The sequence below is a fragment of the Devosia submarina genome, from assembly GCF_003056345.1.
Lineage (GTDB): Bacteria > Pseudomonadota > Alphaproteobacteria > Rhizobiales > Devosiaceae > Devosia > Devosia submarina.
This window is the reverse complement of the sequence record NZ_PYWB01000011.1, coordinates 45,921-70,066: the sequence shown is the minus strand read 5'-3', so window position 1 is coordinate 70,066 and position 24,146 is coordinate 45,921. Positions and strand designations below refer to the sequence as shown.

The following is a 24,146-nucleotide window of genomic DNA, read 5'->3' as shown; positions in this document are numbered from 1 at the left end:
GACTAGCCACTCACAATGCTCCGCGTCACCTGCCCGTCTCGTTGCAGAATGATCTGCCACGTGCGCACTCGCCGCGACGCCGTCTGGGAGAAGGTCTGGGCGCTGTCCATGGCGATATCGTTGAGCGAGAGGATAATGTCGTCGACCTGCAAGCCCATCTCCGCGGCCGGCGAGCCTGGCTCCACCGCCGTCACGATCACCCCGCGCGCGTCATAAGGCAGGCCCTTGCTTTCGGCCAGAGCAGCATCGATCTGGCGAACGCTGGTGCCGGCAAAGCGGGAATTGCCCGTGATCACCGCCATCATGTCCTCGCCGGGAATAGGCGCTGCCTCCACTGTGAAGCCCACAGTCTCCCGCGTTCCGCCGCGCCAGCGCTCGAGCTGCGTTGTCTGTCCAATCGGCTTGGTTGCGAGGCGGAAGTTGAAGGCGCTGGGATCATCCACTTGCACCCCGTCTACGGAAAGCACCACATCGCCAGATTGGAATCCCGCGCGCGCTGCGGGTCCACCAGGCGCCACTTCCGTGATCAAAGCACCATGGGGCGCCGTCATACCCAGACTTGCGGCGATATCAGAATTGACCGCCTGCATCTTTGCGCCGAACCACGGCCGCACGATCTCGCCACCGCTGATACCCGCTTCTGCCACCAACCGCGCCATGTTGGCAGGAATGGCAAAGCCGATCCCCACCGAACCACCAGTTTGCGAATAGATGGCCGTGTTGATGCCCACCAAATTGCCGTCAAGATCCACTAGCGCACCTCCGGAATTGCCCGGGTTGATGGCCGCGTCGGTTTGAATAAAGAATTCATAGTCCGAACTCTCGACCCCGGTGCGGGCGAGTGCCGATACAATCCCGCTGGTGACAGTTTGGCCAACGCCAAACGGATTGCCAATGGCAAGCACAAGATCACCCACCTCTAGAGCGTCCGAGTCGGCGAACTGCATTGCGGGGAACTGCGCGCCGCCAGGTTCGCGCACCCGCAGGACCGCCAGATCGGTCTGCGCATCTTCAATTACGATATCGACCGCAAATTCGCGTCCGTCCGATAGGGCAATGCGTACATCGGTCGCCCCCTCGATCACATGCCGGTTGGTCAGGATAACGCCGCCAGCATCAACGATAACGCCCGACCCTAGGGATCGGGACTCGCGCGGACGACGCTGGAAACGGCCGTCGCCGAAAAAGCGGGAAAAAAACGGATCGTTCGCAAAGGGAGAGGCGGCCTGCAGCTCGATGCGCGTAGCATAAACATTGACCACCGCCGGCGAGGCCGCCTTCACGACAGGGGCGAAGCTAAGCCGGATCTGCTCGTTGCTTTGCGGCACGGTGGCCGTTGCCGGCGCCGTGACTTGCGCAAGACTGGGCCCATTGAGCGGCGAAAAGGCCACGGTGCCGCCGATTGCCAACCCAAGCAGGGTAACACCAGCCAGCAACAGCGCACGCACACTCATCCGATCACCCTCAAAAGCCGTCAAGGGAACGCAGCCAAACGCCCCTATTCTGTCACGAAAATGGCATCATGCGCATGATGGCTCCCAAGGCCAAATAAATGTTTGCACAGGGGGGATAGCATCCCTATATGCAGCGCTCATTCCCCCGCATGCCCTAGCCCCGAAAGGCCAGTCGTCCATGACCACCGAGCCGACCCACGTTTACCCGAACACATCTGCGCTCATCGCCGCGGAAGCCCCCGACTTTCCGGCTTTTCTGTTCTCCGAACGTGAGTTCCACAAGGCCGTGAAGGTCTTCCGGAAGGGTTTCGATGGGCTGCTGACCTATGCAGTCAAGTGCAACCCCTCGCCCCACATCATTGCTCAACTGCATCGCGAAGGCCTCAAGGCATTCGACGTTGCTTCCAATCGCGAGATGGAATTGGTGCGCGACTACGCCCCCGGCGCGGCCATGCACTACAACAACCCAATCAAGAACAAGCGTGAAATCGAACGCGCCTATGAAGAGTTCGGCATCCGCTCCTTCACGATCGACCATCCGCAGCAGCTCGACCAGCTCGCCGCCGTGGTGTCGCCCAGCCGTGACGTGGAAGTCACCACCCGCTTCAAGGCGGGCAAGGCGCTCAAGTCCTATGATTTTGGCATCAAGTTCGGCGTCATGGAACAGGGTGCAGCCGAGATCGTCACGGCTGTCGAGAAGATGGGCTATACGCCCAGCCTCTGCTTCCACGTCGGCTCCCAGTGCGAAGACGCCTATGCCTATGAACGGCACATCGCGGCCGCTGCCCGCATTGTCGAGGAATCCGGCATCGAGCTCAAGCGCCTCAACATTGGTGGCGGCTATCCCGCGCCCTACCCCACCAGCGAAGCGCCGCCGATGGACTATTACTTCGAAACCATCGCAACCGCGGTCCACGATCATTTCGGCGAAAAGCGCCGACCAGAACTCATCATCGAGCCCGGCCGCGCACTGGTCACCTCGTCCACCTCGCTGCTGCTGCGCGTCAAGCACCAGCGCGGCGGCCAGTCGGTCTATGTGAACGACGGCGCTTATGGCTCGCTGATGGAAGTCAAGTTCATGCACTTCACCCCACCGGTACGCGTCTGGCGCGGCCCGCGCGTGCATGACAACGCCCAGGAGTTCTCCGAATTCACCATCTGGGGCCCAACCTGCGATAGCTACGACGTCCTGCCGCAAGTCTTCACCCTTCCAGCCGATATCGACGAAGACGACTGGATCGAGTTCGGCCTGATGGGCGCCTATACCCAGGCCTCCCTCACACCCTTCAACGGCTTTGACCGTCGCGATCAGTACTGGGTGGAAGAAATCTACACCGGCAAGGACCAGCAGCCGGAATAAACGACAACACGATTGCTTCGCATTTGACCCCTGGGCACTGCCCGGGGGTTTGTGTTTCATGAGTACCCACAATCAGGATTGTGGTTATGCAAATACCGGCTCTAGAAAATCTTGGACCACGCATCTGGATCACCGGGCCGGCGGCGGGTGGGAAATCGACACTGGCCTGCGCACTTGGGCAAAAGCTTGAGCTGCCCACCATTCACCTGGACCAGATACGGTTCGAGCCAGGCACCTGGGCCGAGCGCGCTGCAGACGCCTTTCTGGCCGACGTAGAAGCCTTGGTAAGCCAAGATGCCTGGATCATCGAAGGCAACTACTTTTCATTCCTCGGCGGCAGGCTGGAGCGCGCGACGGGGGTCATCAGCCTTTCCTCCCCGCGCCTTGGCAATTTTCGCCGCTATCTCTGGCGCTGCATGCGCCCCGCCCATCGTATGGGAACCATGCAAGGCGCTGGTGAAACGCCCAACTGGACCATGATCCGGTGGATCCTGTGGGACGAACCCAAACGGCGGACACTGAAGCGGGAAACCTTAAGCAAGGCCCGGGGCTTGCTGGTGGCCACGAACTCGTTCGCAGATCTGCATCGGCTTTACACCGCTTGGAATCTCGGGGAAGTGACCTAAACCGTCGTTTTCTCCTTCACTAGTCCCAGCCTGATCACGCTCTCGGCTGTTGCAAGGATCGCATCCTTGCCGCTGATGAACGAACGCCCCAGCAGGCCCTCGCCCTTGGTACGGTCGTAGTGCTTCTCGTTGCCGATATCGTTGATGATCTGCCGCGCTGGCCCACCAAACCGCGCCAACAGCTTGATGAGCCAATCCGGAACCTGCTTGCGAGTGATCTCGCGATCTGGATAGGCTTCGCGCAGGACCTCGGCCACCTGAGCGAAGGGCACATAGTCCGACGTTGCGAGATAGCGCTCTCCGATGGACGATGGCTGCTGCAGCGCGGCGACATGCATGGCGGCGACATCGCGCACATCGATTACCGAGAACCCATTACTCGGCATGGCCGGCGTCGTGCCCTCAAGCAGGCCAGACACCATGCGCAACGACACACTCGCATCCTCGTCCAGCGCCGGGCCAAGAATGGCGCCCGGGTGGATCGTGGTCAACTCCAGCTTTTCAGAACGCGCATATGCCCATGCAGCGCGTTCGGCCTTGGTCTTGCCCACGCAATAGGCCCAGGTGAACTTCATGGATTCGAGTTGCGTGTAGTCGCCCTCTGTATAAACCCGCTTACCCGTGCTGTGCCCATGGCCATAACCCACCGTGGCGATAGACGAAGTCATGACAATGCGCTTTATGCCAGTGACCACAGCAAAGCGCAGCACCCGCTCCGTCCCTTCGACAGCGGGCCCGATCACCACCTGTGGATCTTTGGGCTCAATGCCCAAAATCTGGGACGCCACATGAACAATCGCGTCCACTCCGATCATGGCCTCTCGCCAACCATGATCGCTCATCAGATCGAGTTTCACGAAATCGAGCCGCCGCAAGGCGTCTCCGCCTACCTCCCGTGTGACAGCCTGGCGTACCTTTTCGGCTCGGCTTTCCGAACGAATTGTGCCGCGTACATGGAACCCGGCCCGCAGCAGCTCGATCACCGTCCACTTGCCGACGAACCCACCTGCACCTGTCACCAAAACCCGACCAGATCGCATCCACTACATCCCAAAACAAAAGCGGCCACGGAATGAACCGCAGCCGCCTGAAAATGTCTATGGGTCTTGGCGCTTACGCTGCCTCGGACTCGTCTTCATCACGATACTGGACTGGACCGCTATCCTGGCCCTTGGCATCAACGTCGCGATCAACGAACTCGATCACGGCCATCGGGGCATTGTCGCCATAGCGGAAGCCAGCCTTCATGATGCGGATATAGCCGCCCTGGCGTTCCTTGTAGCGCGGGCCGAGCACGGCAAACAGCTTTGCCACCTGACCTTCGTCGCGGATCTGCGCAATTGCCTGGCGACGAGCATGCAGGTCACCACGCTTGCCAAGCGTAATCAGCTTTTCAACGATCGGACGGAGGTCCTTTGCCTTGGGCAAAGTGGTAACGATCTGCTCGTGCTTGATCAGCGCGGCGGACATATTGGCGAACATTGCCTTGCGGTGGCTGGCAGTCCGGTTGAGTTTGCGGCCTGAATTACCGTGGCGCATGGTTGTCTCCTAAAGGGCTTGGCAGCGCGGGATCAATAATGATCTTCGTAGCGCTTGGCGAGGTCATCGATATTCTCGGGTGGCCAGTTGTTGACGTCCATTCCGAGATGAAGCCCCATTTGTGCCAGGACTTCCTTGATTTCATTGAGCGACTTGCGGCCGAAATTCGGTGTCCGCAGCATCTCGGCTTCCGTCTTCTGGATGAGGTCGCCGATATAAACGATGTTGTCGTTCTTGAGGCAGTTTGCCGAACGCACCGAAAGCTCGAGCTCGTCGACCTTCTTGAGCAGCGCCGGATTGAAGGCGAGTTCAGGAACGGAATCCTGGGCCTTTTCCTTGCTGGGCTCTTCGAAGTTCACGAACACCGAAAGCTGGTCCTGCAGGATACGCGCAGCATAGGCCACGGCATCTTCAGGCGACACGGCGCCATTGGTTTCCACCTGCAAGGTCAGCTTGTCCTTGTCCAGGCTTTCACCCGCACGAGTAGCATCAACCTTGTAGCTCACGCGGCGAACCGGGGAAAACAGCGAATCGACCGGGATATAGCCGATAGGTGCGTCTTCGGGACGGTTCTTCTCGGCAGCGACATAGCCCTTGCCGGTATCAACGGTGAATTCAATGTTGATCTCAGCGCCATCATCGAGATGGCAGATCACGAGTTCAGGGTTCAGCACTTCGATGTCGCCGGTGACCTTGATGTCGCCAGCGGTCACCGAGCCCGGACCCTGCTTGGAGAGTGCCAGACGCTTCGGACCCTCGCCGCCCATCTTCAACGCGATTTCCTTCACGTTGAGAACCAGGTCGGTGATGTCTTCCCGCACGCCCGGAAGCGAGGAGAATTCATGCAGGATGCCGTCAATCTGGATTGCGGTCACTGCCGCGCCCTGGAGCGACGACAGCAGCACGCGACGAAGAGCATTACCCAGGGTAAGCCCGTAACCGCGCTCAAGCGGCTCGGCAACCACCGAGGCCACGCGCGCGTTGTCGCTGCCCGAAACAATCTCCAGCTTGGTCGGCTTGATCAGTTCTTGCCAGTTCCTCTGGATCGTCACGGTTATGTCCTTTCAAAATCGCGGCCCCAGCCCGAGCCGCTCCGCCGCAAACGCAACAAGACTCCCGGCCTGCGCAGCCGGGAGCTCTTCATACCGTCGTGGTTAGACGCGGCGCCGCTTGCGTGGGCGGCAGCCATTGTGCGGAATGGACGTGACGTCACGGATCGAGGTGACGTTGAAGCCAGCAGCCTGCAGGGCGCGCAGCGCCGACTCACGACCCGAACCAGGGCCGCGCACTTCGACCTCAAGGGTCTTCATGCCATGTTCCTGCGCCTTCTTGGCAGCATCTTCAGCAGCCACCTGGGCAGCGTACGGGGTCGACTTGCGCGAACCCTTGAAGCCCATCACACCCGAGGAGGACCACGAAATCGTGTTACCCTGCATGTCGGCAATGGTGACCATGGTGTTGTTGAACGAAGCATTCACGTGGGCAACACCCGAGGTAATGTTCTTGCGTTCCTTGCGCTTGACGCGCGTAGTTTCAGTCTTAGCCATCTATTTCCTCAATTCGATATCAGCGCAGCCGTTAGCCATCCAGCCCCGGCAGCTACATCGAAGAACCCGTAAAAGCGGGTTCTTACTTCTTCTTGCCGGCGATCGGCTTGGCCGGACCCTTGCGGGTACGAGCATTGGTATGGGTGCGCTGACCACGGACCGGCAGGCCACGACGGTGGCGCAGGCCACGATAATTGCCCAAATCCATCAAGCGCTTGATGTTCATCGCCACGTTGCGGCGAAGATCACCCTCCACGACATAGTCGCGGTCGATGGTTTCACGGATCTGGATCACTTCGGCGTCGGTCAGTTCATTGACGCGACGTTCGGCTGGAATACCAACCTTGGTGCAGATATCCTCAGCGAACTTGTCGCCGATCCCGTGGATATACTGCAGCGCGATGATCACACGCTTGTTCGTCGGGATATTGACGCCAGCAATACGAGCCACGTCTGCTCTCCTTCATTCAACACGGCAACCATCACGGCCCGTGCCGTTAAACAACAAGGGACCGGACTTCGACCCCCAACTTTTTCGAGGAACCGAATCCAGTCCAATAATCTTTGGAACTGATGCGGTTCTTTAAGGGCTCGATTCCGCAGAGTCAACCGCGAAGTCAAGCACTATTCTATTGCGCGATCGCAGCTTTGATCGCGGCTGTGACTTGCTCAACCGGCGCCATGCCGTCCACAGTCTTCACCAGGCCACGCTGGCGGTAGTAGTCCACCAGCGGCGCCGTGTCGTTCTTGTAGACCTCGAGCCGCTTGCGGATAACCTCGGGATTGTCGTCGGGCCGATTGCTTTCCTTGGCGCGGTTGACCACGCGAGACACCAGCACGTCGGCTTCGGCCGTCATTTCAATCACGGCATCGAGGCTCATGCCCTTGTCGGCGAGCATGCCGTCAAGCGCTTCAGCTTGCCCGATTGTGCGCGGGAACCCATCAAGAATGAAACCATTCTTGCAATCAGCGGCATCCAATCGATCCGACACGATACCGTTGACAATGTCATTGGACACCAGATCGCCGCGATCCATGATCTCCTTGGCTGCAAGGCCAAGGGGTGTACGGTCCTGGATAGCAGAGCGTAGGATGTCGCCGGTTGAGAGCTGAGGGATGCCATAGGCCTCGACCAGGATCTTGGCCTGTGTCCCCTTCCCTGCCCCCGGTGGTCCGAGCAAAATAAGTCTCATCGGCGCCGGCCTCCCCCAAGGCGGGACTTCTTGACCAGTCCCTCATATTGCTGTGCGATCAAATGGCTCTGGATCTGGCTAACCGTATCCAGCGTCACTGTCACCATGATCAGCAGCGAGGTGCCGCCGATAAACTGGCTCACTGCCAGTTGGCTGAACATCACTTCAGGAATCAGCGCCACGACGGTGAGATACAAAGCACCGATCACAGTGATGCGCGTCAACACATAATCGATGTGCTGTGCCGTACGCTCGCCCGGACGAATACCCGGAATGAACCCACCCGAACGCTTCAGGTTGTCTGCCGTCTCCTGCGGATTGAACACGATCGCCGTGTAGAAGAACGCAAAGAAGATGATGAAGAAGGCGAACAGTGCAAGATAAAGCGGCTGGCCCCGACCCAGCAAGGCTGTAACGACCTGCAGCCATTCCGGAGCATTCCCCTGTGCGGCAAACGACGCAATGGTCGCTGGCAGCAGCAGCAGGGACGAACCAAAGATCACCGGGATAACGCCCGAAGTGTTGAGCTTGAGTGGCAGGTGGGACGTGTCCCCCTGGAACATCTTGTTGCCCACCTGGCGCTTTGGGTACTGGATCAGCAACCGGCGCTGGGCGCGTTCAAAGAACACGATGGCCGCAATCACCACCAAGGCGATGATGATCATCCCAAAGCCCGCAAAGGCCGGCAATGCGCCGGTACGGCTGAGCTCAAGCGTCTGCACGATAGTCGTGGGCAGGTTTGCCACGATACCAGCGAAGATGATCAGCGAAATACCATTGCCCACCCCGCGCGAGGTGATTTGTTCACCCAGCCACATCAGGAACATGGTACCGCCAACCAGCGTGATCACGGTGGAGATGCGGAAGAACCAACCCGGATTAAGCACCACGCCCTGGCTGCCTTCGAGGCCCACGGCAATGCCATAGGCCTGCACGGCACAGAACACCACCGCCAGATAACGAGTATACTGGTTCATCTTCCGGCGGCCAGCCTCGCCCTCTTTCTTGAGGGCTTCAAGGCGCGGCGATGCCGTCGCGACCACCTGCACCACGATGGACGCGGTGATGTACGGAATAAGGTTCAGGGCGAAGATCGCCATGCGCTCCACGGCGCCACCAGCGAACATGTTGAACATGCCGATGATGCCCTGCTGCGACTGTTCGAACGTCGCACGGAACGCGTCGGGGTCAATACCTGGAACCGGAATGAAAGTCCCCAGACGATAAACAAGCAGCGCGCCCAGTGTGAACCAGATGCGCTGCTGTAGGGCTTTCGCCTTGGAGAATGTCGAGAAATTGAGATTACGTGCCAGCTGTTCGGCTGCGGACGCCATTATTCGCTCCCTGTGGCTTTTGGGCCTGGTGCGCTCGGAGCGCTTTGGGACGCAGATGCATCTGCCTCACTAACGCAACAAACCAAAAGCGCACCCGACCACGCGGTCGGATGCGCCAAGCCGATAATTAACCGGCGTATGGGGTCTTCTTCCACGGCTGCTTGGCCGGGATCAGGTCAACCTTGCCACCAGCAGCTTCGATAGCTGCAAGCGCACCCTTGGTTGCGTAGTCGACATTGAACGTGACGTTCGAGGCGGTAAAACCTTCCGAACCGATCAGGCGCACGCCGTCCTTGGGACGACGGATTACGCGGGCAGCGATCAGCGCCTGCGCGTCGATCACAGCCTTGGCGTCCAGCTTGCCGTTGTCGATGTAGTTCTGGATGCGGTCAATACGGACCTCATTCCAGTTGCCTGGGTTCAGCGCGTTGAAGCCGCGCTTAGGCATACGCATGTGAAGGGGCATCTGGCCGCCTTCAAAACCATTGATCGCAACGCCCGAGCGCGCAGTCTGGCCCTTGCCGCCGCGACCACCGGTCTTGCCCTTGCCCGAACCAATACCGCGACCGATACGGATGCGGGTCTTGGAGGAACCAGGGTTGTCGCGAAGTTCATTCAAACGGGTCATTTGATCGACCTTCCCTCTTACTCGCCGATAACACGGACGAGGTGCGGGAGCTTGTTGATCATGCCGCGAACTTCGGGCGTATCGATCAGCTCGCGCTGCTTGTTCATCTTGTTCAGCCCGAGACCGATAAGGGTCGCGCGCTGCACCTTGTCGCGGCGGATCGGCGAACCGATTTGCTGCACGGTGATCATTTTCTTCTCAGCCATGATTTATCTCCTGACCTCGGGCAATCAAGCTTCGACTGCAGTCTCGCCGCGGCGAGCCTGGAGTTCCGAAACCTTGAGGCCGCGGCGGGAAGCAACCGAGCGTGGGCTGTCGACGCGCTTGAGCGCATCAAAAGTTGCCCGCACCATGTTGTATGGGTTGGCAGTGCCCTGCGACTTGGCGACGATATCGTTGATGCCAAGCGTTTCGAACACGGCGCGCATCGGACCACCGGCAATGATACCGGTACCGGGAACGGCTGCACGCAGGATCACCTTGCCAGCGCCGTGACGGCCCTGGACATCGTGGTGCAGCGTGCGCGCATCGCGCAACGGAACACGGATCATCTGGCGCTTGGCCTGCTCGGTGGCCTTGCGGATCGCTTCTGGAACTTCACGGGCCTTGCCGTGACCAAACCCAACGCGACCCTTCTGGTCACCCACAACGACGAGTGCTGCGAAGCCGAAGCGACGACCACCCTTGACCACCTTCGCCACGCGGTTGATGTGGACCAGGCGATCGACGAATTCGCTTTCGCGCTCTTGAACGTCTCTGCTCATAATTTTCTTTCCTCGCCGTGTTCTAGAACTGCAGACCGCCCTCGCGGGCAGCTTCTGCAAGGGCCTTCACACGGCCGTGATAGATATACGACCCACGGTCGAACACGACTTCGGCCACACCGGCCTTGGTGCCACGTTCGGCGATCAGCTTGCCGATAACGGCAGCTGCTTCAGCCGAACCACCGTTCTTGACGGTAGCCTTGACGTCCTTGTCGAGGGTGGACGCAGCGGCCAGCGTACGGCCGTTCGCATCGTCGATGATTTGGGCGTAGATATTCTTGTCCGAACGGAACACGGACAAACGAGGACGACCGAAGGCACGAGCCTTGAGCGCCTTGCGGACACGAGCCTTGCGGCGTTCCGCACCTTTTGCACTGATAGCCATAGGTGGCGCTCCTTACTTCTTCTTGCCTTCTTTGCGGAAGACGAACTCGCCGGCATAGCGGACGCCCTTGCCCTTGTAGGGCTCCGGCTTGCGCCACGCGCGAATGTCGGCCGCAACCTGGCCTACCTGCTGCTTGTCGATACCGGAGACGACGATTTCCGTCGGGGCCGGAACGGCCAGCGTGATGCCCTGGGGGGCTTGGTAGACGACTTCGTGGCTGAACCCAAGCGACAGCTTGACATCCTTGCCCTGCATCGCTGCACGATAGCCAACGCCCTGGATGGCGAGCCTCTTTTCGAAGCCAGCCGAAACACCGGTGACCATGTTCTGGATCAGTGCACGGGTGGTACCCCAGGCTGCTCGAGCCTCACGGGTGTCATTGGCCGGCGAGACAACAACGCCATCGGCGCCGTTCTCTGCGGAGACCACATCCATGAGCTCGAGGCTCAATTCGCCCTTAGGGCCCTTCGCGGAAACGGTACGACCATTGATCGTAACCGTCACGCCGCTCACCGGTGCAACCGGTTTCTTGCCAGTACGTGACATTCTATTTCAATCCCTGAGTAATCGTCTTACCCCGGATCCCAAGGCCGTAAGCCTTAGAATACGCGGCAGAGTACCTCGCCACCAACATTGGCAGCCTTGGCTTCGTGATCGGCCATCACACCCTTGGGGGTGGACAGGATCGAGACACCCAAGCCATTTGCCACCTGAGGAATGTTCTTGACGGAAGCGTAAACGCGACGGCCAGGACGCGAAACGCGCTCGATCGTGCGGATAACAGCCTCGTTGTCCGAGTACTTCAGTTCAATTTCGTACTCGGAAGCACCGTTCTCAAACTTGGTCTCCGAATAGCCGCGGATGAAACCCTCGGACTGGAGAACGTCCAGCACCCGACCCCGCAGGGTCGAGGCTGGTGTCGAAACGGAATCCTTGCGACGCATCTGCGCATTGCGGATGCGGGTCAGCATATCGCCGATTGGATCGGAAAAGCTCATGGTCGTTTCTCCTTACCAGCTCGACTTAACCAGGCCAGGAATCTGACCCATATTGCCCAGCTGACGCAGAGCGATACGGCTCATCTTCAGCTTGCGGTAATAGCCACGCGGACGACCCGAAACTTCGCAGCGGTTGCGCACACGCACCTTGGCGGAATTGCGCGGCAGCTCGGCCAGCTTGAGCTGGGCGGCGAAGCGCTGATCCATGGGGATCGACTGATCCTTGGTCTGTGCCTTGAGAGCGGCGCGCTTGCCAGCATACTGCTTGGCCAGCGCTGCGCGCTTGTTGTTCTTTTCGATGGAGCTGGTCTTTGCCATGTCCTGATCCTTTATCCCTTCCCTTTACCGCTTACGTGCGGAAGGGGAAGTTGAATGCCTTGAGCAGCGCGCGTGCTTCATCATCCGTCCTGGCCGTCGTGGCGATCACGATGTCCATGCCCCAGACCTGATCAATCTGATCATAGTTGATTTCGGGGAAGATGATGTGTTCCTTGATGCCCATAGCATAATTGCCACGGCCATCAAAGGAGTTGGGGTTCAACCCACGGAAGTCACGAACGCGCGGCAGCGCGATGTTCACCAGACGGTCAAGAAACTCGTACATACGAGTCTTGCGCAGGGTAACCTTCACGCCCAGCGGCATGTCCTCACGGACCTTGAAGCCGGCGATCGACTTGCGAGCATAGGTGATCACGGGCTTCTGGCCAGCGATCTTTTCCATCTCGGCAGCAGCCGACTTGACCTTCTTGGTATCGTTGACGGCTTCGCCAACGCCCATGTTCAGCACGATCTTGTCAAGGCGCGGGAGCTCCATGACGTTCTTGTAGCCGAACTGCTCGGACAAAGCCTTGCGGATGTTCTGGTCATACTCGGTCCGGAGACGCGGAATGTAAGCGGTCTCAGCCATCGATCGAATCTCCGGTCGATTTTGCGACGCGGGTCTTCACGCCGTCCTTGATCTGGAAACCGACGCGCGTGGGCTTGCCATTGGCATCGGCGATCGCGAGGTTCGACAGGTGGATCGGCGCTTCCTTGGTGAAGATGCCGGCATCGGTCGACGCGGTCTGCTTGGTGTGGCGTTTGACCAGGTTGATGCCCTGGACAACAGCCTTGGTTTCGGTCGGGATGACGGACAGGACCTGGCCGGTTTTGCCTTTGTCCTTGCCTGCCAGGACGACGACCTTATCGCCCTTCTTGATCTTGGCGGCCATTACAGCACCTCTGGTGCGAGCGAGATGATCTTCATGTGGTTCTTGGCGCGGAGTTCGCGCGGAACTGGTCCGAAGATACGGGTGCCGATCGGCTCTTTCTGATTGTTGATCAGAACCGCGGCGTTCTTGTCGAAACGGATCACCGTGCCATCGGGGCGGCGGATGTCGAACGCGGTGCGGACCACCACGGCCTTCATGACCTGACCCTTCTTAACGCGGCCACGCGGGATAGCGTCCTTGACCGAAACGACGATGATGTCGCCGACCGAGGCGTATTTGCGATGCGAGCCGCCCAGCACCTTGATGCACATGACGCGACGCGCGCCGGAATTATCCGCGACGTCGAGATTTGATTGCATCTGAATCATGACTGGATGCCTTCTTGTTGAATCGGCCGCCGTCCCCGGCTCGCCGACCTTGAATCTAAACTTACGCGGAGGGAGCCGCTGCTGGCGCTTCCGTCACAAGCGTCCAGCGCTTGTTCTTGGAAATCGGTGCAGTCTCTTCGATCCACACGATGTCCCCGACCTTGGCCACATTGGCCTCATCATGGGCATGGTACTTCTTCGAACGGCGCACGGTCTTCTTCATCACGGGATGCGTGAACCGGCGCTCGACGCGCACCACGACCGTCTTCTCATTGGCGTCGGAGACCACAGTCCCCTGCAAAACGCGCTTTGGCATGGTCGCGGCTCCTTACTTCGCTGCGTTCTTTTCGGCGAGGATCGTCTTGATCCGCGCGATATCGCGGCGAACCTTCTTGACCTCGGTCGGCTTTTCGAGCTGCTGGGTAGCACGCTGGAAACGCAGATTGAACTGTTCTTTCTTCAAGGCGACGAGCTGATCCTTCAGTTCGTCTGCGGTCTTGCTCCGCACATCACTGGCTTTCATGCTCGCTGTCCTTAGTCGGCAATGCGGGTAACAACCCGCGTCATGATCGGGAGCTTCATGGCGCCGAGGCGCAGAGCTTCCTTGGCAACGTCCTCTGGGACGCCGTCGATCTCGAATACGATACGGCCTGGCTTCACACGGGCGGCCCAGAATTCAACAGAACCCTTGCCCTTACCCATACGAACTTCGGTCGGCTTCTTGGAGACTGGCAGGTCCGGGAAAATCCGGATCCATACACGACCCTGACGCTTCATTTCGCGAGTGATCGCGCGGCGAGCCGCTTCGATCTGGCGAGCAGTGACGCGCTCGGGTTCAGTCGCCTTCAAGGCATACTGGCCGAAAGCCAGCTCGGTGCCACCCTTGGCAACGCCGTGGATGCGGCCCTTGTGAGCCTTGCGGAACTTGGTCTTTTTTGGTTGCAGCATAATGAACTAACCTTCTTATGCGCGTTCGCGGTCACGATCGCCACGCTCGCGGCGCGGTTCACGTTCACTACGCTGACCACCTTCACTACCTTCGGTAGCGCGGCGCTCATGGGCGGTGGGATCATGCTCGAGGACTTCGCCCTTGAAGATCCAAACCTTGATCCCGATGATGCCATATGTGGTCTCGGCTTCAGCCGTACCATAGTCGATATCTGCACGCAGGGTATGCAGCGGAACGCGGCCCTCGCGGTACCATTCGGTACGCGCGATGTCGGCACCGCCAAGACGGCCACCAACGTTCACGCGGATACCACCGGCACCCATGCGGATCGCGGTTTGTACAGCGCGCTTCATGGCGCGGCGGAATGCCACACGGCGTTCCAGCTGCTGGGCAATGCCCTGGGCAACCAGCGTCGCGTCGGTTTCAGGCTTGCGCACTTCAACGATGTTGATGTGCACTTCCGAGTCGGTGAACTTCTTCACCTTGGCGCGGATCTTGTCGATGTCAGCGCCCTTCTTGCCGATCACGATGCCCGGACGGGCAGTGTGGATCGACACGCGGCACTTGCGGTGCGGACGCTCGATGACGATCTTGGAAACTGCGGCGGCCTTAAGGTCGTCCAGCAGCATCGTGCGGATCTTGAGGTCTTCCTGCAAGAGGGAGCCGTACTCACCACGATTGGCGAACCAGCGGCTGTCCCACGTACGGTTGATGCCGAGGCGGAAGCCGATTGGATTGATCTTCTGGCCCATTATGCGGCCTCCTCAACTTGCCGGACGACGATCGTCAGATGCGAGAATGGCTTCTCGATGCGCGAGGAGCGACCACGGCCACGAGCCATGAAACGCTTCATCACCAGCGAATTACCCACAAAGGCTTCGGCAACGACGAGAGCGTCGGTATCGAGACCATGGTTGTTCTCGGCGTTCGCGATGGCGCTTTCCAGCACCTTCTTGACCTGGCCAGAGATGCGCTTGTGGCTGAATTCGAGATCGGCCAGAGCCTTCTCAACCTTCTTGCCACGGATCAACTGCGCGACGAGGTTCAGCTTCTGAGGGCTGATGCGCAGCATGCGCAAAACAGCCTTAGCCTCGTTGTCCTTGAGAGCGCGCTCAGTTTTTGGCTTGCCCATCTTACTTCCTCTTGGCCTTCTTGTCGGCCGCATGACCGTAATAGGTACGGGTCGGTGCGAACTCGCCGAACTTGTGACCGATCATGTCTTCGGTGACGCTGACCGGGATGTGCTTGTGGCCATTGTGCACGCCGAACGTGATACCCACGAACTGCGGCAGGATGGTCGAGCGGCGGCTCCAGATCTTGACCACATCGTTGCGGCCAGATGAGAGGGCCTTTTCCGCCTTCTTGAGCATGTAGCCGTCGACAAACGGCCCCTTCCAGATTGAACGGGTCATGGCTTACCTGCCCTTCTTCACGTGACGGCTGCGAACGATAAACTGGTCCGTCGCCTTGTTGCTGCGTGTCTTCTTGCCCTTGGTCGGCTTGCCCCAGGGCGTAACCGGATGACGGCCACCAGACGTACGGCCTTCACCACCACCATGTGGGTGATCGATCGGGTTCATGGTCACGCCGCGGTTAACGGGCTTGCGGCCCAGCCAACGAGCACGACCAGCCTTGCCGAGCGAGGTGTTGGAGTGATCCTGGTTCGATACGGCGCCAACCGTTGCAAGGCAAGTGCCATGCACGCGACGCTGTTCGCCCGAGTTGAGGCGAAGGATCGCCCAACCCTGGTCACGACCGACATACTGGGCATAAGCACCAGCCGAACGGGCAACCTGGCCACCCTTGCGGGGCTTGAGCTCGATGTTGTGCACGATCGTCCCGACCGGCATACGCTCGAGCGGCATGGCATTGCCTGGCTTCACGTCGACAGTGTTCATCGACGAGATGACCTTGTCGCCAGCCGACAAACGCTGCGGAGCCACGATATACGCGAGTTCGCCGTCTTCGTACTTGATCAGCGCGATCCAAGCCGTGCGGTTCGGATCATATTCCAGACGCTCAACCGTTCCAACCGCATCGAACTTGACGCGCTTGAAGTCGATCATGCGATAGGTGCGCTTGTGCCCGCCACCACGGTGGAACGTGGTGATCCGGCCGCGATTGTTGCGGCCACCGGACTTGGACAGGCCTTCGGTCAAGGTCTTGACCGGAGCGCCCTTCCAGAGTTCCGAACGATCGGTCGTGATCAGCTGACGACGGCCTTCGGAGGTCGGATTGTAAGTTTTTAGAGCCATTTGTCTGTCTCTTGTCCCTTAGAGGCCGGTCGAGATGTCGATCGACTGGCCGTCGACGAGGGTCACGATCGCCTTCTTGACGTCGTTGCGCGTACCGATGCGGCCGCGGAAGCGCTTCACCTTGCCCTTGCGGACCAGGGTGTTCACTGCCTTGACCTTGACCGAGAAGAGCTGCTCGACGGCAGCCTTGATGTCGGTCTTGTTGGCATCGATCGCAACGTCGAAAACGATCTGGTTGTTTTCCGAAGCCAGCGTCGACTTCTCAGTCACGACCGGATTGCGGACGATGTCGTAAGCGCTGAGCCTGTTCATGCGAACCTCGCTTCCAGCGCTTCAAGCGCTGCCTTGGTCAGGACGAGCTTGTCGCGCTTGAGGATCGACACAACGTTGATCCCCTGCACCGGCAAGACGTCGATATGCGGAATGTTGCGAGCCGACAGGGCAAAGTTCTGGTCAACCGCTGCACCGTCGATGATCAGAGCATTGGTCCACTCGAGCTTGCCGAAGGTCGCCAGAAGGCTTGCCGTCTTGGCTTCCTGCTGGGCGATGCTGTCAACAACGACGAGCGAGCCGGAGCGAGCCTTGGACGACAGCGCATGCTTGAGCGCCAGGGCGCGGACCTTCTTGGGAAGATCGATCGCATGGCTACGCGGCGTCGGACCGAATGCACGGCCACCACCACGGAACTGGGGAGCCTTGCGATCGCCATGACGAGCGCCGCCCGAGCCCTTCTGCTTCACGAACTTCTTGCCCGTGCGCGCGCCTTCCGAACGATGCTTCACATCGTGCGTGCCGGCCATTGCCTTGAGCTGCTGGTAGCGAACCATGCGGTGCAGGATGTCCTGACGGACCTCCAGACCAAAGACGTCGTCGGCGAGCTGGATGGAACCAGCGGCCTTACCGTCGAGGGTTGTTACGTTGAGTTCCATTTACTTACCTTCCCCCGCGACTTCAGCGGCGGCCTTGAACGAGCCCGGGAAAGCAGCGCCCTGAGGAGCTGGCTTCTTCACCGCGTCCTTGATCATGATCCAAGCGCCCTTGGCGCCGGGAACCGAACCCTGGATCATGATCAAACCGCGCTCGACGTCGGTCTTAACGACCTTGAGGTTCTGCGTGGTGATGCGACGATCGCCCATGTGGCCCGGCATCTTCTTGTTCTTGAAGGTCTTACCCGGGTCCTGACGACCACCGGTAGAACCGATCGAGCGGTGCGAAACCGACACGCCGTGCGAAGCACGCAGGCCGCCGAAGTTCCAGCGCTTCATGCCGCCGGCAAAGCCCTTGCCGATCGAAGTACCGGTGACGTCCACCAGCTGGCCTTCGACGAAATGGTCAGCCTGCAGCGTGGCACCGACCTCGATGAGGTTGGCTTCATCGACGCGGAATTCCGCGACGTGGCGCTTGGGCTCCACCTTGGCAACGGCGAACTGGCCGCGTTCTGCCTTGGTCGTGTTCTTGACCTTGGCCTGGCCTGCGCCAAGCTGCAGGGCGACATAGCCGTCCTTGTCTGCGGTCCGCTGGCCTACCACCTGGCAGTTCTGCAGTTCCAGCACCGTCACGGGGACGTGCGAGCCGTCCTCGGCGAAGATGCGGGTCATGCCCAGCTTCTGTGCGATCAATCCAGAACGCATCGGTTGTTACCTTCTCTTTTGGCGCCATACCGGGTCATGGTTTCAGAGGACCCTTTTTGCGGTAGGCGCGGAAACTTGTCGTAGTCTTAGAGCTTGATTTCGACGTCGACGCCGGCGGCGAGATCGAGCTTCATGAGTGCATCAACCGTCTGAGGGGTCGGGTCCACGATGTCAAGGAGACGCTTGTGGGTCCGGATCTCGAACTGCTCGCGCGACTTCTTGTCGATGTGCGGAGAGCGGTTGACGGTAAATTTGTCGATTCGCGTCGGCAGCGGGATCGGCCCGCGAACCTGCGCGCCCGTACGCTTGGCCGTCGACACAATCTCGCGCGTCGAAGCGTCGAGAACGCGGTGGTCAAACGCCTTGAGGCGGATGCGAATATTCTGACCGTTCATCTTGTGTAATCCTGACGAAAATGGATCGCGGCGCACGTTTATCCGCGCGCCGCGAATATCTTAAAAGGGCTTACTTCAGGATCTTCGCGACGACGCCGGCGCCGACAGTGCGGCCACCTTCACGGATAGCGAAGCGGAGCTTCTCTTCCATGGCGATCGGAACGATGAGCTGAACGTTCATGTTGATGTTGTCGCCAGGCATAACCATTTCCGTGCCTTCCGGCAGGGTCACGATGCCCGTCACGTCCGTGGTACGGAAGTAGAACTGCGGACGGTAGTTGCCGAAGAATGGCGTATGACGGCCGCCTTCTTCCTTGGTGAGGATATAGGCCTCAGCAACGAAGTCGGTGTGCGGGGTCACGGAACCTGGCTTGCAGAGAACCTGGCCGCGCTCAACCTGAGTGCGATCGATACCGCGGATCAGCGCGCCGATGTTGTCGCCAGCCTGGCCCGAGTCGAGCAGCTTGCGGAACATTTCAACGCCGGTAACGGTGGTCTTCTGGGTTGCCTTGATGCCGACGATCTCGACTTCTTCACCAACCTTGACGATGCCGCGTTCAACACGACCGGTCACAACCGTACCACGACCCGAGATCGAGAACACGTCTTCGATCGGGAGCAGGAAGGGCTGGTCAACCGGACGCTCTGGCTGCGGAATGTATTCGTCAACATTGCGCATCAGTTCGAGAACGGCGTCGTGGCCGAGCTTTTTGTCGCTGTCTTCAAGGGCGGCGAGAGCCGAACCCTTGATGATCGGAATGTCGTCGCCTGGGAATTCATAGGACGACAGCAGTTCGCGAACTTCCAGCTCAACGAGCTCGAGCAGTTCCGGATCGTCGACCATGTCGCACTTGTTCAGGAACACGACCAGCGCAGGAACGCCAACCTGACGGGCGAGCAGGATGTGCTCACGGGTCTGGGGCATCGGGCCGTCGGCAGCCGACACGACCAGGATCGCGCCGTCCATCTGGGCAGCGCCGGTGATCATGTTCTTCACATAGTCGGCGTGGCCTGGGCAGTCGACGTGAGCGTAGTGACGGTTCTGCGTCTCATACTCGACGTGCGAGGTGTTGATGGTGATGCCGCGTGCCTTCTCTTCGGGCGCGCTGTCGATCGACGCGTAGTCCTTGAAGGTTGCGCCGCCAGTTTCAGCCAGGATCTTGGTGATCGCTGCGGTCAACGAGGTCTTGCCATGGTCAACGTGACCGATGGTGCCGATGTTGCAGTGAGGCTTGTTGCGGGAAAACTTTTCCTTGCCCATGCTTCTCTCCGTATTCGTTAGCCCTGCGGCCAACCTTGAGTTTCAGTTTCTTGTTTAGGCGTACTTGGCCTGGACTTCGTCCGCGACAGCCTGCGGAACCTGCTCGTAGTGATCGAACACCATCGAGTACTGTGCACGACCCTGGCTCATGGAGCGCAGAGAGTTCACGTAGCCGAACATGTTCGCGAGCGGAACGTAGGCGTTCACGACCTGGAGGACACCGCGACTTTCCGTACCGTGGATCTGGCCACGACGCGAGTTGAGGTCACCGATGACATCGCCCATGTAATCTTCCGGCGTGACAACTTCAACCTTCATGATCGGCTCGAGGATCTTCGGAGCCGCCTTGCGAAGCGCTTCGTTGAAACCAGCGCGACCGGCGATTTCGAACGCCAGCACGGAAGAGTCGACGTCGTGGTACGCGCCTTCGGTCAGCGTCACCTTCACGTCCACGATCGGGAAGCCGATCAGCGGACCTGCAGACATGACGGACTTGATGCCCTTTTCAACGCCCGGGATGTATTCCTTGGGCACAGAACCACCAACAACCGCGTTCACGAACTCCAGACCCTTGCCAACTTCGCCTGGCTCAACGGTGAGCTTGACGCGAGCAAACTGGCCCGAACCACCCGACTGCTTCTTGTGGGTATAGTCCACATCGGCCTTGCGGGTGATGGTTTCGCGATACGCAACCTGCGGCTGGCCGATATTGGCCTCGACCTTGAATTCGCGACGCATACGGTCAACCAGGATGTCGAGGTGAAGCTCGCCCATGCCCGAGATGATCGTCTGGCCCGATTCTTCATCGGTCTTGACGCGGAATGACGGATCTTCGGCAGCCAGGCGGTTGAGCGCGAGGCCCATCTTTTCCTGGTCGGCCTTGGACTTGGGTTCTACCGAGATGTCGATCACCGGCTCAGGGAAGATCATCCGCTCGAGGATCACCTGGGCATTCTGCGCACAGAGCGTGTCACCCGTGGTTGTGTCCTTCAGGCCCACGATAGCGACAATGTCGCCAGCATACGCTTCAGTGATCTGCTCACGGCTGTTGGCATGCATCTGGAACATGCGGCCAACGCGCTCGCGCTTTTCCTTGACCGTGTTCTCGAGCATCGCGCCCTGCTCGACGTGACCCGAATAGATGCGGCAGAACGTCAGCGATCCCATGTGCGGGTCGTTGGCGATCTTGAATGCCAGCATCGAGAGCGGTTCATTATCATCAGCATGACGCTCGATCGGCTCTTCCGACTTCGCATCGATGCCCTGAATAGCCGGAACGTCGTTTGGAGCCGGCAGGAAATCGATAACGCCGTCCAACAGCGGCTGCACACCCTTGTTCTTGAACGAGGAGCCAGCAAACACCGGGAAGAACTTCGCATCGATCGTGCCGCGACGCAGCAAGCGACGGATCGTGTCGTTGTTCGGAACTTCGCCGTTCAGGTACGCTTCCATGGCGTCGTCGTCGAGTTCGACAGCGGCTTCGACCATGGCTTCGCGATACTTCTCGGCCTTGTCCTTGAGGTCTGCCGGGATCTCGACAATGTCCCACTGGGCACCGAGTTCTTCGTTGCGCCAGACCAAGGCGTTCATCTCGATCAGGTCGACAACGCCCTTGAACTCGCTCTCCGAACCAATCGGCAGCTGCACGGGGACAGCCTTGGCGCCGAGGCGCGAACCGATCATTTCCACGCAGCGATAGAAGTCGGCACCGATCTTATCCATCTTATTGACGAAGATCAGACGCGGAACATGATACTTGTCGGCCTGGCGCCAGACGGTTTCCGTCTGCGGCTCAACACCAGCATTGGCATCAAGCAGGGTTACGGCACCGTCAAGCACGCGCAGCGAACGCTCGACTTCGATGGTGAAGTCCACGTGTCCGGGCGTGTCGATGATGTTGAAACGATGCTGTACGCCCTTACGGTCCTTCCAGAACGTGGTCGTGGCAGCCGAGGTGATCGTGATGCCTCGCTCCTGCTCCTGCTCCATCCAGTCCATGGTAGCAGCGCCGTCGTGGACTTCGCCGATCTTGTGGGACTTGCCGGTGTAGAACAGAATGCGTTCGGTCGTGGTCGTCTTGCCAGCATCGATGTGAGCCATGATGCCGAAGTTACGATATAGCGGGATGGGATATTCGCGTGCCATATGGCGCTCCTACTACCAGCGGTAGTGCGAGAAGGCACGGTTGGCGTCAGCCATACGGTGCGTATCTTCGCGTTTTTTGACGGCCTGACCACGGCCATTGAGAGCATCCATCAGCTCACCGGAAAGACGTTCGCGCATGGTGTTCTCACCACGCTTGCGAGCGGATTCAATGAGCCAGCGAATGGCCAGGGCCTGCTGGCGATCGGCACGGACTTCAACCGGTACCTGGTAGGTCGCACCACCAACGCGGCGCGAACGCACTTCAACAGCCGGACGGATGTTGTCGAGCGCGGTGTGGAACACTTCCACCGGGTTCTGCTTGACCTTGGCTTCGACGATGTCGAAAGCGCCGTAAACGATGCTCTCGGCTGCCGACTTCTTGCCGTCCTTCATGAGCGAGTTCATGAACTTGGTAAGGACCAGATCGCCATACTTGGCGTCAGGGATAACGTCGCGTTTTTCTGCGCGGTGACGACGGGACATATCTCGATCTCCTTACTTAGGACGCTTCGCGCCATACAGCGAACGGCGCTGCTTGCGGTCCTTGACGCTCTGCGTGTCGAGAACGCCGCGGAGCACGTGATAGCGAACGCCGGGAAGGTCGCGAACGCGGCCGCCACGGATCAGGACCACGGAGTGCTCCTGCAGGTTGTGACCTTCGCCCGGGATATACGAGATCACTTCACGCGAGTTGGTCAGGCGAACCTTGGCAACCTTGCGCAGAGCCGAGTTCGGCTTCTTTGGAGTGGTCGTATAAACGCGAGAGCAAACGCCGCGCTTTTGCGGATTTGCTTCCATGGCCGGAACCTTGTTCCGCTTTGGCTTGCTGGCGCGTGGTTTGCGGATCAGCTGATTAATGGTGGGCATTGCGCTCTTTCCATCGTCCAAAATTCATTGCGGTCTAGCAAAACCAAACCAAAACGGCGCTCGCCCGACCCCGATAGAGGAACGGCGGCGCCTTAATTGCAGCGGACCACCCGCCTTTCAGCAGCAGTCATGCGCACAAGGATTTGCTTCGTCTAGTTACCTGACAGTGTGTTTGAGTGTCCTGGATGCCCGCACCAGATGGCAGGTACCCGGTGTGACATTCACGACCGACCGCTTAGGTAGGCGCTGTTTAGAGCCGACTCTCCCGCGCGTCAAGGATTCTTTCGCGAAAAATCCACGCAGCTACTATGCTGGAGGTGCATCGACGTCTTTTATGGCGCCCTGGTGCTAACACATGGTTAGCAATGTCGAGCTTTCAAGATGGTGGTCCCAGAAAAGGGCAGAATAGACCATCACCGGCCACACCACAGGTTTATTGCTCTGCTTGGAGGAAACAAGAGATGAATTGGAGATCGTTTCTCACAACTGGCACTTTGGCCCTCACCTTCACTGTCTCCGCCCATGGGCAAAACCCCCTCACTGGCGCTGACACTGCCGAAATCTTGGACATCGCGCAGAACCATGGATCGGCAACGCTTACCACGCAGGACAATGGCGACCCGCAGATCAACGGCACCATCGACGGCCTCCGCTATCAGATCTATTTCCGTAACTGCACCGACCGCCGCAACTGCGAAGACCTCAACTTCTACCTGGGTTTCCTTGACCTCAAGCCCAGCCTCGAAGTGATCAACACCTGGAACTACACCAGACGCTTCAGCCGCGCCTACCTCGACCCAGAACAGGACGCCTGTGTCGAGATGGATATCGATGTGGTAGAGGGCGTGTCCGCGGAATATTTGAACTCTCAATTCGCCGTGTGGGAAATGGTCGTCACCCAGTTTGCCGAGCATGTTGGATACAGGCAGAGCCAATAGCGGGCCCGTTCTGCTCTCCCTGGATCAGGTGTGAGGCACGATACTGGTATAAGCATGCGCCCCCAGCCGCTACTTCGGTGCCCCCGTGCGTTATTCTCACTCGATCCGCAGACCAAAACTTCGTCCCTGCACAGAGTTTTCAATGGCCTTATGGTGAGCCTATCAATTTGCCCCTCACCCACCCGCTCGTTACTCACCATCCCCCCGATGTCACCCCCGAGCGCGACCGGGGCCCATCTCAAGATCCCACCCCAGCCGCAAGCCGGTCCTAACGAGCCGTCCAGACCAACCGCATCAT

Annotated in this window: 36 protein-coding genes; 3 read left to right on the top strand and 33 right to left on the bottom strand. The window is 59.3% G+C overall.

Features of this window, described 5'->3' with window-relative positions:
• Positions 1 to 2 precede the first annotated feature (2 nt).
• Positions 3 to 1,454, bottom strand: coding sequence for a Do family serine endopeptidase (locus DDE77_RS16300; protein WP_108398548.1), 1,452 nt, complete (start codon positions 1,452 to 1,454; stop codon positions 3 to 5).
• A 178-nt stretch (positions 1,455 to 1,632) separates the two neighbouring features.
• On the opposite strand from DDE77_RS16300, the gene DDE77_RS16295 reads away from it, so the two are divergent.
• Positions 1,633 to 2,814 carry a type III PLP-dependent enzyme domain-containing protein gene (locus tag DDE77_RS16295; RefSeq protein ID WP_108398547.1) on the top strand — a complete coding sequence of 394 codons (1,182 nt, stop codon included), beginning with the start codon at positions 1,633 to 1,635 and terminating at the stop codon, positions 2,812 to 2,814.
• A gap of 86 nt (positions 2,815 to 2,900) precedes the next feature.
• The gene (locus DDE77_RS16290) at positions 2,901 to 3,440 is read left to right on the top strand and encodes a P-loop NTPase family protein (RefSeq protein WP_108398546.1); all 540 of its coding nucleotides are present in this window, start codon (positions 2,901 to 2,903) and stop codon (positions 3,438 to 3,440) included.
• On the opposite strand, the gene DDE77_RS16285 is transcribed toward DDE77_RS16290, so the two are convergent.
• From DDE77_RS16285 to rpsL, 32 genes are all read right to left on the bottom strand, one after another.
• The gene (locus DDE77_RS16285) at positions 3,437 to 4,480 is read right to left on the bottom strand and encodes an NAD-dependent epimerase/dehydratase family protein (protein WP_108398545.1); all 1,044 of its coding nucleotides are present in this window, start codon (positions 4,478 to 4,480) and stop codon (positions 3,437 to 3,439) included. The two genes, DDE77_RS16290 and DDE77_RS16285, sit on opposite strands and share 4 nt — an antisense overlap.
• A gap of 73 nt (positions 4,481 to 4,553) precedes the next feature.
• Complete coding sequence (gene rplQ / locus DDE77_RS16280; protein WP_108398544.1) at positions 4,554 to 4,979, bottom strand: 50S ribosomal protein L17; 426 nt, start codon at positions 4,977 to 4,979, stop codon at positions 4,554 to 4,556.
• A gap of 32 nt (positions 4,980 to 5,011) precedes the next feature.
• Positions 5,012 to 6,037, bottom strand: coding sequence for a DNA-directed RNA polymerase subunit alpha (locus DDE77_RS16275; RefSeq protein WP_245895338.1), 1,026 nt, complete (start codon positions 6,035 to 6,037; stop codon positions 5,012 to 5,014).
• Between the two features lie 96 nt (positions 6,038 to 6,133).
• Positions 6,134 to 6,526 (bottom strand): 30S ribosomal protein S11, encoded by a 393-nt coding sequence (gene rpsK / locus DDE77_RS16270; protein WP_046138391.1) that lies wholly within the window; start codon positions 6,524 to 6,526, stop codon positions 6,134 to 6,136.
• Between the two features lie 82 nt (positions 6,527 to 6,608).
• Entirely contained in the window at positions 6,609 to 6,977 is a 369-nt protein-coding gene (gene rpsM, locus DDE77_RS16265; RefSeq protein ID WP_108398542.1) for a 30S ribosomal protein S13, read from the bottom strand.
• Positions 6,978 to 7,155: 178 nt separating this feature from the next.
• Positions 7,156 to 7,719: an adenylate kinase gene (locus DDE77_RS16260; RefSeq protein WP_108398541.1), complete on the bottom strand. Its 564-nt coding sequence runs from the start codon at positions 7,717 to 7,719 to the stop codon at positions 7,156 to 7,158.
• Positions 7,716 to 9,053, bottom strand: coding sequence for a preprotein translocase subunit SecY (gene secY, locus DDE77_RS16255; RefSeq protein ID WP_108398540.1), 1,338 nt, complete (start codon positions 9,051 to 9,053; stop codon positions 7,716 to 7,718). The genes DDE77_RS16260 and secY overlap by 4 nt, the downstream gene beginning before the upstream one ends.
• Positions 9,054 to 9,180: 127 nt before the next feature.
• The gene (gene rplO, locus DDE77_RS16250; RefSeq protein ID WP_108398539.1) at positions 9,181 to 9,681 is read right to left on the bottom strand and encodes a 50S ribosomal protein L15; all 501 of its coding nucleotides are present in this window, start codon (positions 9,679 to 9,681) and stop codon (positions 9,181 to 9,183) included.
• A 17-nt stretch (positions 9,682 to 9,698) separates the two neighbouring features.
• Positions 9,699 to 9,887, bottom strand: coding sequence for a 50S ribosomal protein L30 (gene rpmD / locus DDE77_RS16245; protein WP_108398538.1), 189 nt, complete (start codon positions 9,885 to 9,887; stop codon positions 9,699 to 9,701).
• Between the two features lie 24 nt (positions 9,888 to 9,911).
• A complete protein-coding gene (gene rpsE, locus DDE77_RS16240; RefSeq protein WP_056232660.1) occupies positions 9,912 to 10,445 on the bottom strand; it encodes a 30S ribosomal protein S5 in 534 nt (177 codons plus the stop codon).
• Positions 10,446 to 10,467: 22 nt separating this feature from the next.
• The gene (gene rplR / locus DDE77_RS16235; protein ID WP_108398537.1) at positions 10,468 to 10,830 is read right to left on the bottom strand and encodes a 50S ribosomal protein L18; all 363 of its coding nucleotides are present in this window, start codon (positions 10,828 to 10,830) and stop codon (positions 10,468 to 10,470) included.
• Positions 10,831 to 10,842: 12 nt separating this feature from the next.
• Positions 10,843 to 11,376 (bottom strand): 50S ribosomal protein L6, encoded by a 534-nt coding sequence (gene rplF / locus DDE77_RS16230; RefSeq protein ID WP_108398536.1) that lies wholly within the window; start codon positions 11,374 to 11,376, stop codon positions 10,843 to 10,845.
• 53 nt (positions 11,377 to 11,429) lie between these two features.
• Positions 11,430 to 11,828, bottom strand: coding sequence for a 30S ribosomal protein S8 (gene rpsH / locus DDE77_RS16225; RefSeq protein WP_108398535.1), 399 nt, complete (start codon positions 11,826 to 11,828; stop codon positions 11,430 to 11,432).
• 12 nt (positions 11,829 to 11,840) lie between these two features.
• Positions 11,841 to 12,146, bottom strand: a complete 306-nt coding sequence (rpsN, locus tag DDE77_RS16220) for a 30S ribosomal protein S14 (protein WP_108398534.1) — start codon at positions 12,144 to 12,146, stop codon at positions 11,841 to 11,843.
• A gap of 31 nt (positions 12,147 to 12,177) precedes the next feature.
• Positions 12,178 to 12,735, bottom strand: a complete 558-nt coding sequence (gene rplE / locus DDE77_RS16215; RefSeq protein ID WP_108398533.1) for a 50S ribosomal protein L5 — start codon at positions 12,733 to 12,735, stop codon at positions 12,178 to 12,180.
• Positions 12,728 to 13,039: a 50S ribosomal protein L24 gene (rplX, locus tag DDE77_RS16210; protein WP_108398532.1), complete on the bottom strand. Its 312-nt coding sequence runs from the start codon at positions 13,037 to 13,039 to the stop codon at positions 12,728 to 12,730. Before rplX ends, rplE begins: the two co-directional genes overlap by 8 nt.
• Positions 13,039 to 13,407, bottom strand: a complete 369-nt coding sequence (gene rplN, locus DDE77_RS16205) for a 50S ribosomal protein L14 (RefSeq protein ID WP_035102635.1) — start codon at positions 13,405 to 13,407, stop codon at positions 13,039 to 13,041. The genes rplX and rplN overlap by 1 nt, the downstream gene beginning before the upstream one ends.
• A 61-nt stretch (positions 13,408 to 13,468) precedes the next feature.
• Positions 13,469 to 13,723: a 30S ribosomal protein S17 gene (gene rpsQ, locus DDE77_RS16200; RefSeq protein ID WP_108398531.1), complete on the bottom strand. Its 255-nt coding sequence runs from the start codon at positions 13,721 to 13,723 to the stop codon at positions 13,469 to 13,471.
• 12 nt (positions 13,724 to 13,735) lie between these two features.
• Positions 13,736 to 13,930, bottom strand: coding sequence for a 50S ribosomal protein L29 (rpmC, locus tag DDE77_RS16195; protein ID WP_108398530.1), 195 nt, complete (start codon positions 13,928 to 13,930; stop codon positions 13,736 to 13,738).
• A gap of 11 nt (positions 13,931 to 13,941) precedes the next feature.
• Entirely contained in the window at positions 13,942 to 14,355 is a 414-nt protein-coding gene (rplP, locus tag DDE77_RS16190; protein WP_108398529.1) for a 50S ribosomal protein L16, read from the bottom strand.
• 15 nt (positions 14,356 to 14,370) lie between these two features.
• Complete coding sequence (gene rpsC / locus DDE77_RS16185; protein WP_108398528.1) at positions 14,371 to 15,108, bottom strand: 30S ribosomal protein S3; 738 nt, start codon at positions 15,106 to 15,108, stop codon at positions 14,371 to 14,373.
• Positions 15,108 to 15,488, bottom strand: a complete 381-nt coding sequence (gene rplV, locus DDE77_RS16180; RefSeq protein ID WP_108398527.1) for a 50S ribosomal protein L22 — start codon at positions 15,486 to 15,488, stop codon at positions 15,108 to 15,110. The genes rpsC and rplV overlap by 1 nt, the downstream gene beginning before the upstream one ends.
• A gap of 1 nt (position 15,489) precedes the next feature.
• Complete coding sequence (gene rpsS, locus DDE77_RS16175; RefSeq protein WP_108398526.1) at positions 15,490 to 15,768, bottom strand: 30S ribosomal protein S19; 279 nt, start codon at positions 15,766 to 15,768, stop codon at positions 15,490 to 15,492.
• A gap of 3 nt (positions 15,769 to 15,771) precedes the next feature.
• Positions 15,772 to 16,611 carry a 50S ribosomal protein L2 gene (gene rplB, locus DDE77_RS16170; protein ID WP_108398525.1) on the bottom strand — a complete coding sequence of 280 codons (840 nt, stop codon included), beginning with the start codon at positions 16,609 to 16,611 and terminating at the stop codon, positions 15,772 to 15,774.
• Positions 16,612 to 16,629: 18 nt separating this feature from the next.
• Positions 16,630 to 16,923, bottom strand: coding sequence for a 50S ribosomal protein L23 (locus DDE77_RS16165; protein WP_108398524.1), 294 nt, complete (start codon positions 16,921 to 16,923; stop codon positions 16,630 to 16,632).
• Positions 16,920 to 17,540: a 50S ribosomal protein L4 gene (rplD, locus tag DDE77_RS16160; protein ID WP_108398523.1), complete on the bottom strand. Its 621-nt coding sequence runs from the start codon at positions 17,538 to 17,540 to the stop codon at positions 16,920 to 16,922. Before rplD ends, DDE77_RS16165 begins: the two co-directional genes overlap by 4 nt.
• Positions 17,541 to 18,242, bottom strand: a complete 702-nt coding sequence (gene rplC / locus DDE77_RS16155; protein WP_108398522.1) for a 50S ribosomal protein L3 — start codon at positions 18,240 to 18,242, stop codon at positions 17,541 to 17,543.
• A gap of 86 nt (positions 18,243 to 18,328) precedes the next feature.
• Positions 18,329 to 18,637, bottom strand: a complete 309-nt coding sequence (gene rpsJ / locus DDE77_RS16150) for a 30S ribosomal protein S10 (protein ID WP_056232628.1) — start codon at positions 18,635 to 18,637, stop codon at positions 18,329 to 18,331.
• 70 nt (positions 18,638 to 18,707) lie between these two features.
• Positions 18,708 to 19,898: an elongation factor Tu gene (tuf, locus tag DDE77_RS16145; RefSeq protein ID WP_108398521.1), complete on the bottom strand. Its 1,191-nt coding sequence runs from the start codon at positions 19,896 to 19,898 to the stop codon at positions 18,708 to 18,710.
• Positions 19,899 to 19,952: 54 nt separating this feature from the next.
• Positions 19,953 to 22,043: an elongation factor G gene (gene fusA / locus DDE77_RS16140; protein WP_108398520.1), complete on the bottom strand. Its 2,091-nt coding sequence runs from the start codon at positions 22,041 to 22,043 to the stop codon at positions 19,953 to 19,955.
• Between the two features lie 12 nt (positions 22,044 to 22,055).
• Positions 22,056 to 22,526, bottom strand: a complete 471-nt coding sequence (rpsG, locus tag DDE77_RS16135) for a 30S ribosomal protein S7 (protein WP_108398519.1) — start codon at positions 22,524 to 22,526, stop codon at positions 22,056 to 22,058.
• Positions 22,527 to 22,538: 12 nt separating this feature from the next.
• Positions 22,539 to 22,910: a 30S ribosomal protein S12 gene (gene rpsL / locus DDE77_RS16130; protein ID WP_108398518.1), complete on the bottom strand. Its 372-nt coding sequence runs from the start codon at positions 22,908 to 22,910 to the stop codon at positions 22,539 to 22,541.
• Positions 22,911 to 23,371: 461 nt separating this feature from the next.
• Here rpsL and DDE77_RS16125 point away from each other — a divergent pair, with 461 nt between their 5' ends.
• Positions 23,372 to 23,848 carry a YbjN domain-containing protein gene (locus DDE77_RS16125; RefSeq protein ID WP_157959893.1) on the top strand — a complete coding sequence of 159 codons (477 nt, stop codon included), beginning with the start codon at positions 23,372 to 23,374 and terminating at the stop codon, positions 23,846 to 23,848.
• Positions 23,849 to 24,146: the final 298 nt, after the last annotated feature.